The sequence below is a fragment of the Tellurirhabdus rosea genome (assembly GCF_026278345.1).
Lineage (GTDB): Bacteria > Bacteroidota > Bacteroidia > Cytophagales > Spirosomataceae > Tellurirhabdus > Tellurirhabdus rosea.
Genome location: NZ_CP111085.1, coordinates 2,513,267 through 2,529,978 on the forward strand (window position 1 = coordinate 2,513,267; position 16,712 = coordinate 2,529,978).

Below are 16,712 nucleotides of genomic sequence, written 5' to 3' on the forward strand. Positions count from 1 at the left end.
GACCGGTGGCAAACCGGCGTTACCGACGTTTCATTTCCCGTTCGAGACTTTGTTTATACGGATGAAAATCGACCTGCAGCGTGTGGCGCGGTGAGTGCTTGTACCGCCGCAGGTTCCGTTGCTTTTCGGCTTCGAGCGATTGCAGCATGGCCTGTCGGTCGGGCAGGCGGCATTCGCCCGTAATCAGCCGGGCAATCCAGCGGGCCTGCGCCTCCGCCAGCGGCATGATGGCCCCCAGCGGCTGGACCAGCCCCAGAAAAAACAGGCCCGGATAGTCCGGATGCACGACGCGGCGGTAAAGCTGCAGGTCGTTCGAGTTTTCGACGTTAAAAAAGCCGTTTCCAAAAAACGGAAACGAGACCTTGTACCCCGTCGCGTAGATGACCATATCGAACGCTTCGGTGGTATGGTCTTCAAAAGTTACGTTTTTTCCCTTAAACTCGCGGACATTCGGTTTGAAACCAATCAGTCCGCGGCCCGCCAGATTCAGCAGATCCTGCGAAATGGTCGGGTGCTCGCTCAGAAGCGGCCGTTTGGGCACCGGCACGCCGTAGGCCGACTGCCGCCCGCGGGCCAGCCAGAGCGACATGCCCAGCAAACCCCGCTGCAGCGGCAGGGGCAGCTTCGCCGTCAGCGGGTTGGCCAGCGAATCAAAAGGCATGCCCATCAGCCAGTTCGGGACGATGTAGGCGCCGCTGCGGGTCGAAATGACCACGCGGCCCGAATACAGCCGGGCGGCCTCGCAGGCGATATCGACGGCCGAATTGCCGATGCCGACGATCAGCAGGTTTTTGCCCCGAATCTGCTCCGGCACCTTGTAGTCGTGCGAGTGGAGCGTTTCGCCCGTAAACGTACCCGGAAATGGCGGGTCCGGGTAGCGGGGATTCCAGTGGTGGCCGTTGGCGACGATGACGTACTTGTAATCGCGTTCGAGGCCCGTGTCGGTCGTGACCCGGTATCCGCAACCGTCCGCACTCCGGCGAACGTCCGTGACCGCCGTGCGGAACGTGATGTGCTCGTAAAGGCCGAAGTGCCGGGCGTAGGATTCAAAATAGTGCAGAATCTGACGGTGGTGCGGAAACATCGGGTAATCGCGCGGCATCGGGAAGTCGCTGTAAGCCATCACGTCCCGGTTGGTGTTGATGTGCAGCGAACGGTAGGCCGACGACAGGCCGTTGTCGTTGTCGTAGCGCCAGTTTCCACCGATGTCCGACCCTTTCTCAAAGCAGTCGAACGCAATCCCGTGCTGTCTGAGGGTCTTGGCCGCTGTCACTCCCGACGAGCCGGCACCGATAATGCAGACGGTTGGAGTCAGATGGGTAGTCATGTCGATAGGATGCTCCGATAATTGTACTAAAGTGAGGAAAAATTTAACGGATTTCCGAAAATAATCGGGCAATGTTTTATGCTTGTATTTTAATACGCTGATCTACATAACACTAACCGATTTACTCATGATGTACATCTGCCTCCTGACAGGATGCGCCAACGGGATTGGACTGTATCTGACGGATGTGCTCCTGCGGAAAGGCCATTGCGTGGTGGCCACCGATATTGATGAAACCCAGCTCCGCCGGGCGGCGGCCGAGCGCGGCTGGCCTCCGGACCGGCACCGCCTGCTGAAACTCGATGTGACCTGTGCCTCCGACTGGCAGCAGGCGCTCGACGAAGTGATGAGTTCGTGGGGGCGCCTTGATATTGGAATGAACATCGCGGGCGTCATCCGCCCCGGCTACGTGGCCAAATTTCCGCCGGAAGACATTGATTTCATGGTAGACATCAACCTGAAAGGGGTCATGCTCGGGACCCGGCTGATGGCCGAAGCCATGATTCCGCAGCGCTTCGGCCAGATTGTCAACATCGCCTCGCTGGCCGGCGTGGCCCCGATCGAAGGGCTGGCGGTTTATTCGGCCACCAAGGCCGCCGTCCGGTTTTTCTCGCTGGCGGCAGCATCGGAGCTGAACCGCCACCGGGTGGGCGTGTCCGTCGTCTGTTCGGACGTGGTCGATACCAACATGTTCCGGCAGCAGCTCCCGCACGAAGCGGCGGCGCTGACGTTTTCGGGCGACCGGATTTTGACCGTGGAAGAAGTGTGCCAGACGATTCTCCGGGAGGCGCTGGAACGAAAAAGGGCCGAGATTCTGATTCCGCCGGGAAGAGGCTGGCTGGCGAAACTGGGCAATTTGTTTCCGGAAACGGCCCGGCACCTGACCGAACGGCTCAGGAAGCGGGGAAACGAGAAGCGAATGTCTTTGAACCGGGATTCGGGGGATTAACGGATTTACCAGGATGCGTCGCCGTTTTGGAATCACAGTAAATCCATTAATCCGTGTAATCCCGGTCTAAAAGAAAAACCGGGAGTAAAACCCCCGGCTTTTCGTGCGACACCAATATGAAATTAAAAAGAGCTTAGTTATAGTCAGTGTTCTGCGGATCGAAGTTGGTCCAGCCCTGCGCCCAGTTGGTGGCGCCGAAGGCCCCGCGGAAGGCACCCGTCGTGAAGAACGCGTCCAGCTTCGTCGACGTGACGGCTCCCTGCAACAGAGGCGAACCGGTGCCCGGCAGTAAGGTCGGCGTAGTCAGGTTGAACGTAGCGGCGGGCAGCAGCAGCGTGGCGGCGTCGGTTACGACGTTGTTGTTACGGGCGGCTTCCGAGAAATACGCCAGAGCCTGTTCGTTGGTGATGGCACCCGCGCCCCGCACCGGAATCGACGTGGTGGAACCGGAGATGCCGACGTTCGCCATCGTAATGCCGCGGAGGTCGAGGCGACCCGCCGTGGCGTTGGCCAGCGTACCGGTAGCCGTGCCATCGAGGCGCAGCCCTTCCGGGAAACCGACAAATACCGAGTTGTAGATGCTGATGGCCGTGTTGCGACGCAGGTGCATGGCCGACTGGTAGCCGCCGCTGCCCTGGGCCGTAGCCGTCGAAGGCGTGGTTCCCGGCGCGAAGGCAAACGCACTCACGTTGGCGAAGACCGGAGCCGTCAGCGGCAGGCCGTTGTTGGCGGCCGTAGCCGGTTCGCCCGGGTTGAAGTTGTCGGATTCAAAAATGTTGGAGCCGGACTGGTCAGCAAAGGCCGGGTCGCGCAGGGCCAGCGCATACTGCACTTTACCCACATAACCGAAGTCCGTATCGAAGTCGTCGTCAAAGGTGCGCAGGGCCACCAGGTTCTTGGCGTTTACCGTACCACCGAACCACTCATACGCATCGTCACCGCTGTAGGAAACCTGCACGTTTTCAATCGTCGTGCCTGAGCCGACCCCGTACAGCGTCAGACCGTTGATTTCCGAGTTCGTGGCCGTTGACAGGGCAATACCCGGGAACTCGATGCGAACGTAGCGCAGCGTACCTGAATTGTCGGCCGCTTCGTTGTCCGTGCCGAACGTACCGGCGATACCCCCTTCGAACGTGCGGGAAGCCGCCTGGTTGTGCGGTGCTTTACCGATGATGACGATACCACCCCAGTCGCCGTAGTTCCGCTGTCCGCGGGCCTTGTTCGACGTAAAGACGATCGGCTCCTGGGCCGTACCATCCGCCACGATACGGGCACCTTTTTCGATGATCAGCGTACCGCCGCGCTGGTTGCCCGACGGGTCCTGCTCGCGGGTTCCGCCCTTGATGATGGTTCCCGGCTGAATCGTCAGCACGGCACCACTCTTGACGTATACAAAGCCGCGGATGACGTAAATCGTCCCTTTGGACCAGGTGGTGTTCTGCGTAATATCACCCTGCACTTCCTGTACCGGACGGGCGCTGATAGAGAAAGCAGTTGCACTCTGCACCGTAGCGCCACCGGAAGTTACTGAAATCGGGCCGTTCTGGGCACCAGCCGGAACTGTCACGACCAGCTGGGTAGCCGTGGCCGACTGAACTGCCGCCCGGACATTGCCGCTGAACGTAACGGTATTGCTTTCCGGGGTCGTGCTGAATTGGGTCCCTGTAATGGTGACGGTGCTGCCAACCGGAGCAGACGTCGGCGACACATTCGTGATGCTCAACACCGGGTCGGGTGTACTGTCATTCTCACAAGCCGTCAGACCGGCAAACAGGCTGAGTGCTATCAGCAGAGAGAGCGGCCAGTTTGCCAAACGGCAGGATTTCAGAAATTGCATAAACTATAGATAGGTTGGTTGTTAATTACCCCTTCAGACCCTTACGGAATCAGCGTCCGGCGACCGAACGTGTAGACCCCGGTGAGGGTGAAGTAACTGCCCCGGCGGAACTTCCGGATGTCCTGATCCGCACCGGCCGACCGTGAGGTCACGTCGCTGCCGATTCGGGCGTCCCGGCTGAAGTCCTGCGCAAAGCGCACCGGCTGGTTCAGAATGTCCTGAATACCCAGGCGTACTTCAAACTGTTTGTTGAATGTCCTGCTGATGTTCAGATCGACCACGTGGCGCGGCATCTCGTACACGGTCGGGCTTTCGACGTTACCCACGGCGAAAATCCGCTGGCCGAAGACGTTGTACAGCACGTTCCACTGCAGGCCGCTGGTCGGGTGCGCGTAGTACACCCCGGCATTGATCAGGTAAGGCGACTGGCCCGCGAGCGGACGCTTGGTATCGGTAACGCCCGTCAGGTCAAAGCGCTGGATGGTGCCGCTTAGGTCCGGAGCAGTTACAAACGAGCCCAGATTGATCTGGCTGCGGATGATCGAGGCGTTCCCCACCAGCGTGATGTTCTGCAGGAAGGCGCTGGCCGAATTGGCAAACCCTTTGCGAATCTCCAGTTCCAGACCGTAGTTCCGGGCCGAGTTGGCGTTCGTGAACGTATACGAAAGGCCGTTTACGCTCGGCAGCAGGAAGGTCTCGATCGGGTTCCGGAAATATTTGTAGAAAGCCGTCACCGAAATCAGTTCGTTCGGGGTCGGGTACAGTTCCCACTTGGCGTCGATGTTCTGAATGTTGGCGGTCTTCAGCTCGGGGTTGCCCTGCACGTCCGACTGCGTGTTGAAATCGTAGAACGCAAACGGAGCCAGCTCGCGGAACTCCGGCCGGTTGACCGTCGAGGAGAACGCCAGACGGACGTTCTGCTGTTCGTTCAGCTTGTAGGTAAAGTTCAGCGAAGGCAGCGGGCTGAAGATCGGATTGTCCACCCGTTGTTCACGGACGTTTACCGGCGTGGTGTACAGGTTCTGGTCGTTGTATTCGCCCCGGAAACCCAGCGTCAGGTTGGCGCGCGGTCCGAAATTGACATCGCCGCTGACGTAAGCCGCCGCGTAATCCTGGCTGGCTTCGTAGGAGTCGATGCCTTTGGTACCGTCCTGCAGCGAGAGCGCGCCCGGCTGGCCCGTCAGGTTGCGGGGATTGAATACGCTGCCAATCTCCTGACCGATGATGCTCGTGGCGTTGCCAATAGTCTGGTAGCCGTAGAAGCGGGCGCCGAAGTCACGGTTTTTGCGTTCGGCGTAGATACCGGCCCGCAGGCGGTTCGGCTCGCGGTCGGCGGGGTTGCCAAACGAATGTTCGAGGTTACCGGAAAACGTCAGGGTGCGCTCGTCCAGTTTCGAATAGAAACGGCCTACGTCGATCGGGTTCGGCTGCTGAGGCACCGTAATCTGGTAAGCCGCTTCCTGGCCATCCGGGCCCATCGCCCCTGTCGCGCGCTGGTAGCGAACCCGCTTCCAGTCCGGCTCCCAGCGGCCGGTGTACCCGTAACCCGCTACCCAGTTTACCCGGGTCAGGTCGGAGAGGGTGTGCTCGCCGGCAAGCTGCGTCGTCACGATGCTGCGGTTTTCGAAGCGCTGCGAATACGCCCGGACGTCGAAGCCGTCCACCACGCGCTGGCCCACCCGGTTGATGGTTTCCGTAGAGCTCAGCTGGTTGAACAGCGTTTTCCATTCCAGATTGAAGGCCGGAGAGATGCGGGCCGACCAGTTGTGCAGGATACCCAGACGGGTGTTGCGATTGTAACTGGCGTCCTGATAGGTTTCAAACTGGTCGTTGGCCGTGGCCCCGTTCTGGTAGATATTCAAGGCTACGTCGGCGTACTGGTGCGACATCGCGTAGTTGACGCTCGTGAGGTTGCTCAGCCGGACGTTGCCAATATCAAACCGGCGGCCGGTGTTCAGCGCAAAGCGAATGTCCGGCGAAACCGTGACGTTCTGGAGGCCCCAGGTGTTGGGCAGCAGGCGGGCATAGGCGGCGCGCTGCAGCGGGTTCTGGGCGTTGAAGGCGTTGGAGGAAGTCGGAAAGCTGTTCGGCACCTGCTGGTCGGCACCCCAGAGGCCCAGCCAGTTGGCGCCGCTGCGCTCGTGCGTCTGCACGTTCTGGAAAGTGGTATTCTGGCGGTAACCCAGCGTCAGACCCACGTCCAGGAAGTTCTGTTCGGGGCGGCGCTTCGTGTAAATCTTGATGACGCCACCGGCAAAATCGCCCGGCAGTTCGGCCGAACCGGATTTGTAGACGATCATCCGGTCAATAATGTTGCTCGGCACCAGGTCGAACGAGAACGAGCGCGTATCCACTTCCGTAGACGGCGTAATCACGTCGTTGATCAGCACTGAGTTGTAACGGGCCGAAAGGCCGCGGATCAGGACAAAGCGGTTATCGACGATGCTCACGCCCGGCACGCGGCGGATGGCGGCGGCGGCGTCGCGGTCCTGCGATTTCTGGATCTGCTGGGCCGAGATACCCACCGCAATGGGCTTCATCTGCTTGATTTCGGTGATAACGGCGATTTCGGTGTTGGTCGTGCGGCTGGCCTTCACGACTACTTCCTGAAGGTTCTGGCCGCCTTCTTCTTCGAGTTCGGTTTCAACAACCGTCGTGTTCCCCGACTCGACCCGGACACCCGGAATTTCTTTGGTTTTGTAGGAAACGTAAGAGAGGATAAGCTTGTGCGTACCGGCCGGGACATTGGCAATGACGAAGGCTCCTTCAACGTCGGCGGCGGCTCCGAGGGTGAGTCCGTCGATGCGGACCGTGGCCCCGATCAGGGCTTCCTTGGTTTTAGCGTCTTTGAGTGTGCCCCGGATGGTTCCGTTCTGGGCGAAGGCGGTGGTGATACCGACCAGGATAAGTGCAAGTAGCTTTACGACAGTTTTCATATTGGTTGTTGAAACACGTCGCAAAACTACTTGACCAATGTTACGTCAGTGTTATGGCAGTATTATGGCACCGTTATATTTGAAAATGAAAAATACCTGAAAATGAGCACTTTAATATTTTTTTAATATTCGTTCGATAACAATCAGAACCGGGCGGCCAACATTTTACGCCTGTTTTCCACCCGCCGAAGCGCCGGTCTTCTAGTCAATCGTGCCGTTCGTCAGCAGATTCTTCTGCGTTTCTGCATCGTACCAGAATCCGTTCACAAAAACGTACCGAATGCGGTTGCCCCGCTTGAGCAGGAAGGTGGCGCCCTGTCCGATCTGGGCCGGGCGGGAGGCTACCGTGCCCGGCTGAAGAAACTGCACCGGAGGCACTACGGCCGGTGTTTTCGTCGGTTTGGTCAGCCGGAACGAGGTCACTCCTTCCCGGTAAAGCGAATCCAGGTTCAGTTTCCGGACCAGCGCCAGCGAGTCCAGCGGCGTCCGGTGGACATGGCCGGGCACCAGCGTCAGGCCGTTGCCGTCGATTTCTTCGATGCCGAAAAACGTAGACAGGTCGCCGAGGTCTTCCACCACGCTGCGGTACTGAAAGGCAGTTGCTCCAGCAACGTTTACCTCGTTGCGGTTGATGCCCACGTCCATTTTGTACGGCTTCCCGTTGCGCATCACCTGCACGCCGCGAATCAGGACGTCGAACAGGTAGCGCTCGTTTTCCGGAATCCGGGTGTAGTCCGCCCGGCTTTCCAGTTTATAGCCGTCGGTCGAAATGGATTCCAGCGCCGTCAGGATGGCGACATAGTTCAGCTTGCGGATGTACTGCTTTTCGGGATCATTCGGGTAGCCGCCGGATTCGATGAGGATCAGCGTCGTGCCCCATTTCTGAATATTGTCGCCAAACGCCCGCGGCTCGAACTCATCCGAATACCGCCCCACACCGCCCGGAATGAAGCGCTGTAATACCCGGTTCATGCCGATGATGAGCTGCATGGACCGTTCCCGAACCGGATTCACGTTGCGGGCTTCGTCGTAGGCCGTCGCCAGAAACGAGATCGTCGCCTGTCTGGGCGTGTGTCCGACGCTGTAGCGGGTACTCTGGTCGTGGAGGTTGAAGCCAAAGTCCGGCTTTAGCGTCTGCTGGAGGTTTTTCAGAATGCGCGACTCCGGCGACTGGAGCCGCAGGGCATCCCGGTTCATGTCGATGTCGAGGGCGTTGCGGCGCTGGTAGCGTTCGGCCCCGTCGGGGTTGAGCATGGGGACGAAGTACAGCGTTGTTTCGCGCAGCAGTTGTTCGCGCAGCCCGTCAAACTCGTCGGTCTGACGCAGCCAGTTGAACAGATCGAACAGGGCCATCGTGGCGGTCGGCTCGTCACCGTGCATCTGCGACCAAAGCAGCACTTTCCGGGGTCCGCTCCCGACTTTAATCAACTGAATTGGCCGTTTTTCGACGGATTCGCCCACCTGCGTTATTTCAAACCGGCTGTCGGCTTTCAGGCTGTCGATCAGGGGCAGGATGTCTTTCTGTTTGAACCGGCGGAACGAAAGGCTGGCTTCGCGGTACTGGTCGTGGGTCTCGAAGAGGCGTTGAGCGGTATCCTGAGCAAGGGCTGTATTCATCAAAAACAAAATAATTAACGCGACGGGAATCAGTCGATACGGTTTCATGAACGGAGGCAAAGTTCGGAAAGAAATCATAGAATGCTCCTTAATTTATGCAGCCCGGCGGCAAAACCCAGCCACGAGACCAGCAGACACAAAACGACGTTGAGGAGTATATTCAGTATAGCCGACAAAATCCGTCCCTGCTGCAGCAGAGCCAGCGTATCGGTGCTGAAGGTCGAAAAGGTGCTCAGGCCGCCGCAAAAGCCCACGCCCACCAGCAGCCGGACGGTTTCGCCGCCCTGCCGCCCCGCCATCCAGCCCGCCACCAGCCCCAGCACCAGACTGGCCACCACGTTGACCAGCAGCGTACCCGCCGGAAACGACGGCCCCAGCCACGGCTGAACATACCGGCTGACGGCGTACCGGGTCACGCTGCCCAGGCCACCGCCCAGAAAAACCAGAAAAAAAGAATTTTGTGCCATAGAATCAGCGGGTTGTATGGCTTCTCGCAGATTTCGGACGCAGACTTGCGGTTCGCCACTGCGACGCTGGGTTTTCTGCGTACATCTGCGTCCGAAATCAGCGTCGCAGCGGCGAACCGCAAATCTGCGAGAAACAACCTCCTGCAAAGATGTCAAACATTCCTGCTTGTTCGACTCCGTTCGTTATTGCGGTTAAAAAATCTCTTATTTTAGCCCAATGACATCTTCTGAGCCCAAATCATCCTCTGCCCTTCTTAAACTTCTCGGCGTCGGCTTCGGCATCGCCGTCACCATCGGCGGCACCATCGGCACCGGCATCCTGCGCCGCCCCGGCACCATTGCTCAGGAACTGGGCGACCCCTGGCTGATTCTGCTGGTGTGGGTGCTGGTCGGACTTTTTGCGTTGCTGGGCTCGCTGTCGGTCATTGAGTTAGGCACCATGCTGCCCAAAGCCGGGGCCTGGTACGTGTTTGCGCGGCGGGCTTTCGGCGACTTTGCCGGGTTTCTGATCGGCATTGCCAGCTGGTTCGGAAGCGTGTCGGCCATGGCCTTTGGGGCTTCCGTCATGGGTGAGTACCTAGCATTGATTTTCCCGGTATTGTCCGGCTACGTCCGGCTCATCGGGGTGGGCATTCTGGTCGCCTTTGTCGCGTTTCACTGGCTGGGTGTACGGCTGGCGAGCCAGGCGCAGGAGGTGATGAGTTTTCTGAAGGCCGTCGGGCTGCTGGCGTTCGTGCTGGTCTGTTTTGCCTACGAACCGGACGTGCCGCTCGATTTTTCGGAAGCCAATAAAATTCCCGTGCAGGGGTCGCTCATTGTGGCGCTGCTGGCGGCTTTGCAGTCTGTTTTCTACACCTACGACGGCTGGCATACGGCCGCTTACTTCACGGAAGAAGACGTAAATCCGAACAAGAACCTGCCCCGCTCGATGATGGGCGGCGTGCTGCTCATTATTGCCATTTACCTGCTGGTCAATCTGGCGCTTTTTCACGTCCTGCCGATCAACGAACTGGCGGCTTCCAAACTGCCCGCCGCCGACGCCATCCAGCGGATTTACGGTCCGGCCAGCGCCCGCGCCGTGACGGGCCTCCTGCTGATTTCCATCCTCGGCATCATCAACGCCCAGATCATGTTCAACCCGCGCGTGCTGTTCGCCATCAGCCGCGACGGGCTTTTCTCCCGGCGATTTGCCACGGTCAACGCCGGAGGAACGCCCGGGGCGGCCATGCTGCTGACGGCCGGGCTGTCGTGCGTGATGATCCTGACGGGTTCCTACGGCCGGTTTTCCGACATCGCTTCGTTTTTCTTTGTCCTCTGCTACTTTTCGGGCTTCGCATCGCTGATTCGTCTGCGGCAGACGGAGCCCAACCTGCCCCGACCGTTCCGGGCGTGGGGCTATCCGGTGGTGACCTGGGTGCTGCTGCTGGCTTCGCTGGCCTTTCTGGTCGGCGTCATCATCGGCGACCAGACCAGCAGCCTGTATGCGGTGGTCTTTCTGGCGCTGAGCTATCCGGCGTATCGTCTGGTAAAACGCTGGAATGCCTAGGGCAATTCTTACCGTTCGTTAAATTCTTTGTCGCTTTTTGCTCAAATAAGGCCACTGAGAGCCATCCCGAAATCCGTATTCCTCTTCACAAAAAATAATCTTCATATTTTAATTAATTTTGTAGAGGACGTTTGTCTGTTTACCTGCCGCATTCTTATGAGATACCTCTACCTGCTGGTCTGCGTACTGACCGGTTTTTCTGCCCTTCAGGCGCAGAAAGTGGACCTGGACGAATTTTCCTTTCACGCGTCCTATGTGCAGCTTCCCCGCAACCCGCTTCCGGCCGAACTGACGACTTACTCCACAGAATTTACGTCGGTGGGCGTGAACGTCCGGGCGCTGGGCTACAACATGGCGGATTTGCAGAACAGCTATTTCAACATCAGCGGCTTTCGGAAGGTAGCCCGCGGCGGCCATTTTACCATTAAGATTCAGATCGACAATCCGCAATTCGGCGATCTGAAGGAAGCGCCCAAAACGGAAACTTCGAAGGGCAAAGACGGCAAGGAAGTTAAAACGACCACCTACGCCTACAGCTACACCTACTACGTGCCCATGCGGTACGTCATCACCGATTATCAGCAAAACATCCTGGAAGAAGGCGCCGTGGCCGACGGAAGCCAGCAGCAGGGCAGCTTCACGAGTTATTTTGCTACCCAGGCGCAACTGGCCGAGTACTGGAAGAACAACCGCAACTCCGTGCTGCTCGAACGCTGGCAGAGCTTCACGTCCCAGGCTTTGCAGAACTTCAGCAACCGGCTCAACGACAACTTCGGCTACGTGACCAAAAACAAGGTTCCCGGCACTCTCTGGGTACTCAACTCGTCGAAACACCCGGAATTTGAAGCCTACCAGAAGCAGTACAAACTCATCAGGGACGCCTTCGACGGCATGACCCCGGCCAAAGGACTTGACCCCGCCCTGCTCCAGCCCGCCTTGGACTACCTTGAATCCCTGCCCAAAAAATACCCGGCCGACGAGAAAGCCGACAAGAAACTGCGCTACTCAGCTTACTACAACCTCGGCACGATTTATTACTGGCTCGATGAATTCGATAAATCGGCGGCCTACGCCGATGCCCTCATCAAAAACGACTACGACCGGCGCGACGGCGAAGTGATGAAAAACGCGGCCCTGAGCGCCAAAGCCCGGATGACGGCCAACCGCCTGAGCAGCCGGCACTTCGTCCGCGACCTGAGCAAGGCCGAACCGCCCGCGCTGGCTCCGCCGCCGGTGGAAGTGCTGGCCGCCGCCCAGACCGCTGAACCCGTCAAAACAGAGCAGGAAAAAGCCTCCGAGTCGCTGTACAAGCTTCAGGGAGGCCTTGACCAACTGAAAGAGTTGGTTGCCAGGATGGAAGCCCGTGAGAAAGCGATCAGGGAAGAAATCAAACATACCGACGGGCTCATTGTCAAGTACCCGACCGACGCGAAACTGTACATCACCCGCGGGCGGCTCAAGCGCAATGTTTATGACTGGCCGGGTTCCGTAGCGGACTTTGAAAAAGGCGTTTCGCTGAAACCAAAAGAGGCAATTTATCACTACGAACTCGGCTTCACGGCAGTAGCGACGGGCGAATACGACCGGGGCGTTAAAGCCCTCGACGCGGCCATCGCGCTGAATCCGAAGTATACAGAAGCGTATTATCAGAAAGGACTGGCCCTCTCGCGCGCCAATCGGCCGGTCGAAGCCATTCCTGTCTTTGACAAGGCCATTGCCCTGCGACCGACGTACGCCGAAGCCCTCACCGAACGGGGCGTTTGCCGGGAGTATCTGCTGAAACATGCCGATGCCATTCAGGACTTCGACAAAGCCATTGCGGCCAACCCGAAATATGCCTACGCCTACAATTGCCGTGGCACGTCCAACTTCGGTCTGGGTAAATACCCCGAAGCGCTGACGGACCTGAACAAGGCCATTGAACTCGAAAAGTACACGCCCAACGCCTACGCCAACCGCGCCATAGCGTACCTGAAGATGGGCCGTCTGGAGGAAGCCTCTAAAGACGCTGAAGACGTCGTGGCCAAAAACAAGAACTTCGCCAACGGATACCTGGCGCGGGCGCTCGTCCGGGTGCAGCAGAAAAACTTCCAGGGTGCTATCGAGGACGCCCGGCAGGCCCTGACGCTGAACCACCCCCGCCCGTACCGGGTGCATACCGCGCTGGCCGATGCGCTGGCGGGCCTGGGGCTGCGCGACGAAGCCATTAAGAAATACGACGAAGCCCTTTCGCTGATGCCTGGCTACGCGGAAGCCGTGACCGGCAAGGCGCAGGCCCAGCAACTGAGCAGCAAATTTTAACCGTACCCACCGTGACGTTTATGCTGAAAAAAGGACTTCTGGCCCTGCTGTGCCTGAGTTTTCTGATTGCTTCCTGTCGGCGCGTGCCGGCGGGCGCCAACGTGGTGCTGACGGGCGAACCCGCCGCCGGACTAGTTTCTGTGGAAGCCACCGGGCAGGGCGGCAATTTTCCAGAAATGGAACAGAATGCCCTGCGCAAAACTTTCGAAACGATTCTGTTTGTGGGACTTCCCTCCGCCGCCACGACCGCCTATCGCCAGCCCATGACCGACGCCCGGCAATTCAGCGCGGCGGACCTCGACCAGTTTTTCCGGCAGGAGCAGCACCGCCCCTTTGTCGTCCAGAGTCGGCGCTTTACGGGTCGCCGCCGCACCGCCGCCGGAGGCCGCAGCCTGCGTTTTGCCTTTACCATCAACCACGAAGCCCTGCGCCGCCACCTGGAGCAGCGGGGCCTGATCCGGCCGTTTGGCTATTGATCGCAATGCGTCCGACACTTTTTCTTTTCGCCCTCGGCAGCGCCCTGACGTTGTCCCTGACGGCTTCCGGCCAGCGCCGGGCCGCCAAAGCGCCGGACCCAGCTACCCTGCCGCCGACCCCGGCGGTCGCTCCGGCCGATACGTCCCGAAACCAGCTTGCCACCCGCCCGACCATCATGGTGTTTCCCTTTTTCCGGGAAGGCCAGAACCTGCGTCAGGTCGTGGAAGACGATGCCAACAACCGCGTCGTGATGGCCAAAGTCAAAGAGGCGTTCGACAAGCGGGGGTATTCTACGCTGGATTACCTTTCCAAAGTCCGGAACCTGAACGTCAGCGACGTGCTGACCGGCGACACCAAAAGCGACCTCAAATCGCAGCTGATTCAGTCGTCGGGGGCGGATATCTGCGTGGAGGTGGAATACCGGTACACCGAAAGTCCGACGGGTAACGAAGTGAGCGTGGTGCTGAATGCCTACGAATCCAGCACGTCTTCCTCGCTTTCCAACAAGGTCGGCAGCAGCGGCAAATTCTATTCGCAGGACGTTGCCAAACTCACCAGCCGGGCCGCTGATCCGATTCTGGACGATTTTCTGAACGTGATGCAGCAGAAGTTTACCGACATCGTGCAGAACGGCCGCTACCTGAGCCTGGAAGTAGGTCTGGCTGAAGGCAGCGACCTGACCATGAACACCGAAGTCGGGGCGGACGGGCTCGCGCTGTCGGATGCCCTCGAAGTCTGGATCGGCGAGCATACCAAAAGCTACCACATTCTCGGCGTCAGTGCGCTCAAAACCACCTTCGACGTGCTGCGGGTGCCGCGCCTCGACCCGCAGGGCCGCCCGCTGACGACCACCCGGTACGCGCTGGACATCCTCCGGTTCTGCAACAGCCTTTACACCACCAAAAAGCCCGACCGCAAGCTGAAAACCAGCCGCCTCGTCAAGGGCAATACCATCTTCATTACCTTACAATAAAGCCATGCGTACTTATTTCGGGCTGTTCCTTCTGTTTCTCCTCCCGCTGACCGGCTTCGGTCAGGAACGGGACGTTATCGGTATTTCTCCGTTCAGTTATGCGTCGTATATCGAGGCCAAATACGTGGGCGAGATTACGGAGGCCGTTTCCAACGAATTTGTCAAAGCCAAACGCTTCACCATCGTTGACCGTACCAAACTCGCCGCGGTGACTAGCGAACGGGAACTTCAGAAAAGCGAAGAGTTCATCGACAGCCGCGTCATTGCCCAGGGCAAAAGCATCGGTGCCCGCTACATCGTGACGGGTCATCTGGCATCCATCGGCACCAGCAATTACTTTTCGGCTGAACTGAAACGGTATATTTATTCGGCTAAAATCGCTTTTTCGCTCAAAATCATTGATGTAGAAACCGGCGAAGTGGTCCATGCCGAAACGTTTGGCAAAGGCACTGCCGCCGGCAGTACGGGCGGCGGATTCTTCTCGGCCACCCGCTGCGACCAGCCCGGCTCGGGGTCATCCACCGAACAGGCCATCCGCGACGCCATCGCCAACATTGGCTGCGCCGTGGACCGCTGGATTAAAGTGGCGTTTCCGGTGATGGTCAGCATCGTGGAAGTGCAGGAAATGCACAAGCGGAAAGGCGCGCAGACGGTCCTGCTGGCGGCGGGGAAGATGTACGGCCTGAGCCGGTACAAAAAATTAAAAGTGATTGAACTCGTGAAAGTTACCGTCGACGGCAAGGAACTCACCCGGCAGAAGGAAGTGGGCATTCTGTCGGTGCAGAAGGTGGAAGACGATAATTTCTCGATCTGCGACGTCATCGACGGCGGCGAGACTATTGCCGAAAAACTGGGCCAGAAAACGCCGTTAAAAGTTGTCATTCAATAAGCCATGAACCGCATCCGCCTTTTTCTGCTGGCTCTTTATGCTTTCGTAAGCGCCCCCCTGCTGGCCCAGACAACCGGGCCGGGGCTGTTCGGCAAACTGAATCTGGTGCTGGTCATGCCGCCCTATTCGGCGGACCTGAATGAGGTCCAGTTGGATAAACTGCAAACCGTCCTGACTGACCTGCTGACTCAAAACGGGCTGGCGTCGTACCGGATGCAAAGCAATCTGGTGCTGTACCCGAGCCTGCGGATCGTCAACGAGCAGACGCTGAACCCCGGCGTTCAGACGCTGAAACTGGTAGAAGCGGAACTGAGCCTGACCATCCGGCAGGCCGATAACGGGGTTATTTTCTCGACCGTCACCAAACGCCTGCGCGGCAGCGGACGCAGCCGCGACCTCGCCATGAACGGGCTGCTGAACGAGGTATCCGCCTCGGACCCGGCACTCACGGAGTTTATGGAGAAAGGAAAAGCGAAGGCGCTGGCGTACTACCGCCAGAATTGCCCGGCGATTCTGAATCAGGCGACGCAGTTGAGCCGCCGCAACCAGTTTGCCGAAGCGCTGGGCCTGCTGCTGAGTATTCCTAAAGAAACGGACTGCTTTTCGGAAGCCGAACGGAAGACCGGCCAAGTATTTGCTTTGTATCAAAAACAGGCCTGCCAGCGCCTGCTGACCGAAGCCCGCGCCCGGGTGGCGGCCCGCGACTTCGACACGGGGCTGGCGCTGATCGCCCAGATCGACCCGGCCTCTCCCTGCGCCGGCGAGGCAAAAAAGGTCATCGAACAGGCGGGCCGGGAAGTGAGCGGCGACAACCAGCAGCGCTGGAATCTGTTGAAAGTAGCGTTCACCGATTACCGCGAACTGGAGCGCTACCGTCTCACGCTGGTCAGTGAATTTCTGACGGCTTATTATCTGTCGCGGCCGCTCTACCCATACGAGAGTCTGGCCCGCTAGCCTTTACAGACCGTAGACGTAACTTTCTACAAAGAGAATCCCGAAAGCGCCCAGGCTGACCAGCAACCCCCAGTTGATGATTCGCCTGGGTAAATCTTTGGTATCCGTCTGGTTCTGGTAAGCGCCGATGAGGTGTTCGGCCAGATCGGCCACGGCGAAATTAGAGGCAAACTGAAGCAGGTGCCAGGCATAATCAAAGCCGTCGATGCAGCGCGCCCAGACAAGCGGCTGAGCAATGACATAAACCAGCACGACCCACTCCTTCAACCCAAAGTCATCCAGATTGAACTGGAACCGACGCACAAGACTGGTAAAAAATTGCTTCAACATGGTGTACGGTGAGTTTCCTACTACAAAGTTGCACGTTTGTAGGAAAACTTACCGCCTGCTCCCGATTAAAAAAGCGTTAAGAACGAAGGACTTACCGAATTTTATGGCT

13 protein-coding genes are annotated in these 16,712 nt (G+C 58.6%); 7 read left to right on the top strand and 6 right to left on the bottom strand.

From position 1 onward, the window contains the following. Positions 1-19: 19 nt before the first annotated feature. Positions 20-1,327 carry a flavin-containing monooxygenase gene (locus ORG26_RS10465; RefSeq protein WP_266368980.1) on the bottom strand — a complete coding sequence of 436 codons (1,308 nt, stop codon included), beginning with the start codon at positions 1,325-1,327 and terminating at the stop codon, positions 20-22. A gap of 127 nt (positions 1,328-1,454) precedes the next feature. Between ORG26_RS10465 and ORG26_RS10470 the strand changes: the two genes are divergently transcribed. Beyond that, on the top strand, positions 1,455-2,276 hold the full coding sequence (locus ORG26_RS10470) for an SDR family NAD(P)-dependent oxidoreductase (RefSeq protein WP_266368981.1): 822 nt from the start codon (positions 1,455-1,457) through the stop codon (positions 2,274-2,276). 133 nt (positions 2,277-2,409) lie between these two features. On the opposite strand, the gene ORG26_RS10475 is transcribed toward ORG26_RS10470, so the two are convergent. The 4 genes from ORG26_RS10475 to crcB all read right to left on the bottom strand — a co-directional run bounded on the left by ORG26_RS10475 (position 2,410) and on the right by crcB (position 9,133). Continuing rightward, entirely contained in the window at positions 2,410-4,113 is a 1,704-nt protein-coding gene (locus ORG26_RS10475) for an IPT/TIG domain-containing protein (protein ID WP_266368982.1), read from the bottom strand. A 41-nt stretch (positions 4,114-4,154) separates the two neighbouring features. Further along, entirely contained in the window at positions 4,155-7,049 is a 2,895-nt protein-coding gene (locus ORG26_RS10480; RefSeq protein ID WP_266368983.1) for a TonB-dependent receptor, read from the bottom strand. Between the two features lie 201 nt (positions 7,050-7,250). Next, a complete protein-coding gene (locus ORG26_RS10485; protein ID WP_266368984.1) occupies positions 7,251-8,666 on the bottom strand; it encodes a M14 family metallopeptidase in 1,416 nt (471 codons plus the stop codon). Between the two features lie 74 nt (positions 8,667-8,740). Continuing rightward, complete coding sequence (gene crcB / locus ORG26_RS10490; RefSeq protein WP_266368985.1) at positions 8,741-9,133, bottom strand: fluoride efflux transporter CrcB; 393 nt, start codon at positions 9,131-9,133, stop codon at positions 8,741-8,743. A 217-nt stretch (positions 9,134-9,350) separates the two neighbouring features. Between crcB and ORG26_RS10495 the strand changes: the two genes are divergently transcribed. The 6 genes from ORG26_RS10495 to ORG26_RS10520 all read left to right on the top strand — a co-directional run bounded on the left by ORG26_RS10495 (position 9,351) and on the right by ORG26_RS10520 (position 16,273). Beyond that, a complete protein-coding gene (locus ORG26_RS10495; protein WP_266368986.1) occupies positions 9,351-10,679 on the top strand; it encodes an APC family permease in 1,329 nt (442 codons plus the stop codon). A 156-nt stretch (positions 10,680-10,835) separates the two neighbouring features. Continuing rightward, on the top strand, positions 10,836-12,980 hold the full coding sequence (locus ORG26_RS10500) for a tetratricopeptide repeat protein (protein ID WP_266368987.1): 2,145 nt from the start codon (positions 10,836-10,838) through the stop codon (positions 12,978-12,980). Between the two features lie 20 nt (positions 12,981-13,000). Next, positions 13,001-13,456, top strand: a complete 456-nt coding sequence (locus tag ORG26_RS10505; RefSeq protein ID WP_266368988.1) for a hypothetical protein — start codon at positions 13,001-13,003, stop codon at positions 13,454-13,456. A 5-nt stretch (positions 13,457-13,461) separates the two neighbouring features. Then, positions 13,462-14,430, top strand: coding sequence for a DUF6175 family protein (locus ORG26_RS10510; protein ID WP_266368989.1), 969 nt, complete (start codon positions 13,462-13,464; stop codon positions 14,428-14,430). A gap of 4 nt (positions 14,431-14,434) precedes the next feature. Next, on the top strand, positions 14,435-15,319 hold the full coding sequence (locus tag ORG26_RS10515) for a CsgG/HfaB family protein (RefSeq protein WP_266368990.1): 885 nt from the start codon (positions 14,435-14,437) through the stop codon (positions 15,317-15,319). A gap of 3 nt (positions 15,320-15,322) precedes the next feature. Further along, positions 15,323-16,273, top strand: a complete 951-nt coding sequence (locus ORG26_RS10520; RefSeq protein WP_266368991.1) for a hypothetical protein — start codon at positions 15,323-15,325, stop codon at positions 16,271-16,273. A gap of 3 nt (positions 16,274-16,276) precedes the next feature. On the opposite strand, the gene ORG26_RS10525 is transcribed toward ORG26_RS10520, so the two are convergent. Next, positions 16,277-16,603 carry a hypothetical protein gene (locus ORG26_RS10525; RefSeq protein ID WP_266368992.1) on the bottom strand — a complete coding sequence of 109 codons (327 nt, stop codon included), beginning with the start codon at positions 16,601-16,603 and terminating at the stop codon, positions 16,277-16,279. Positions 16,604-16,712 lie beyond the last annotated feature (109 nt).

Bases quoted from the DNA above. Each gene is read 5' to 3' on its own strand.
- ORG26_RS10465 (WP_266368980.1), bottom strand. From the start codon at position 1,327: ATGACTACCCATCTGACTCCAACCGTCTGCATTATCGGTGCCGGCTCG.
- ORG26_RS10510 (WP_266368989.1), top strand. From the start codon at position 13,462: ATGCGTCCGACACTTTTTCTTTTCGCCCTCGGCAGCGCCCTGACGTTG.
- ORG26_RS10480 (WP_266368983.1), bottom strand. From the start codon at position 7,049: ATGAAAACTGTCGTAAAGCTACTTGCACTTATCCTGGTCGGTATCACC.
- ORG26_RS10515 (WP_266368990.1), top strand. From the start codon at position 14,435: ATGCGTACTTATTTCGGGCTGTTCCTTCTGTTTCTCCTCCCGCTGACC.
- ORG26_RS10485 (WP_266368984.1), bottom strand. From the start codon at position 8,666: ATGAATACAGCCCTTGCTCAGGATACCGCTCAACGCCTCTTCGAGACC.
- ORG26_RS10500 (WP_266368987.1), top strand. From the start codon at position 10,836: ATGAGATACCTCTACCTGCTGGTCTGCGTACTGACCGGTTTTTCTGCC.
- ORG26_RS10520 (WP_266368991.1), top strand. From the start codon at position 15,323: ATGAACCGCATCCGCCTTTTTCTGCTGGCTCTTTATGCTTTCGTAAGC.
- ORG26_RS10495 (WP_266368986.1), top strand. From the start codon at position 9,351: ATGACATCTTCTGAGCCCAAATCATCCTCTGCCCTTCTTAAACTTCTC.
- crcB (WP_266368985.1), bottom strand. From the start codon at position 9,133: ATGGCACAAAATTCTTTTTTTCTGGTTTTTCTGGGCGGTGGCCTGGGC.
- ORG26_RS10470 (WP_266368981.1), top strand. From the start codon at position 1,455: ATGATGTACATCTGCCTCCTGACAGGATGCGCCAACGGGATTGGACTG.
- ORG26_RS10525 (WP_266368992.1), bottom strand. From the start codon at position 16,603: ATGTTGAAGCAATTTTTTACCAGTCTTGTGCGTCGGTTCCAGTTCAAT.
- ORG26_RS10505 (WP_266368988.1), top strand. From the start codon at position 13,001: ATGCTGAAAAAAGGACTTCTGGCCCTGCTGTGCCTGAGTTTTCTGATT.
- ORG26_RS10475 (WP_266368982.1), bottom strand. From the start codon at position 4,113: ATGCAATTTCTGAAATCCTGCCGTTTGGCAAACTGGCCGCTCTCTCTG.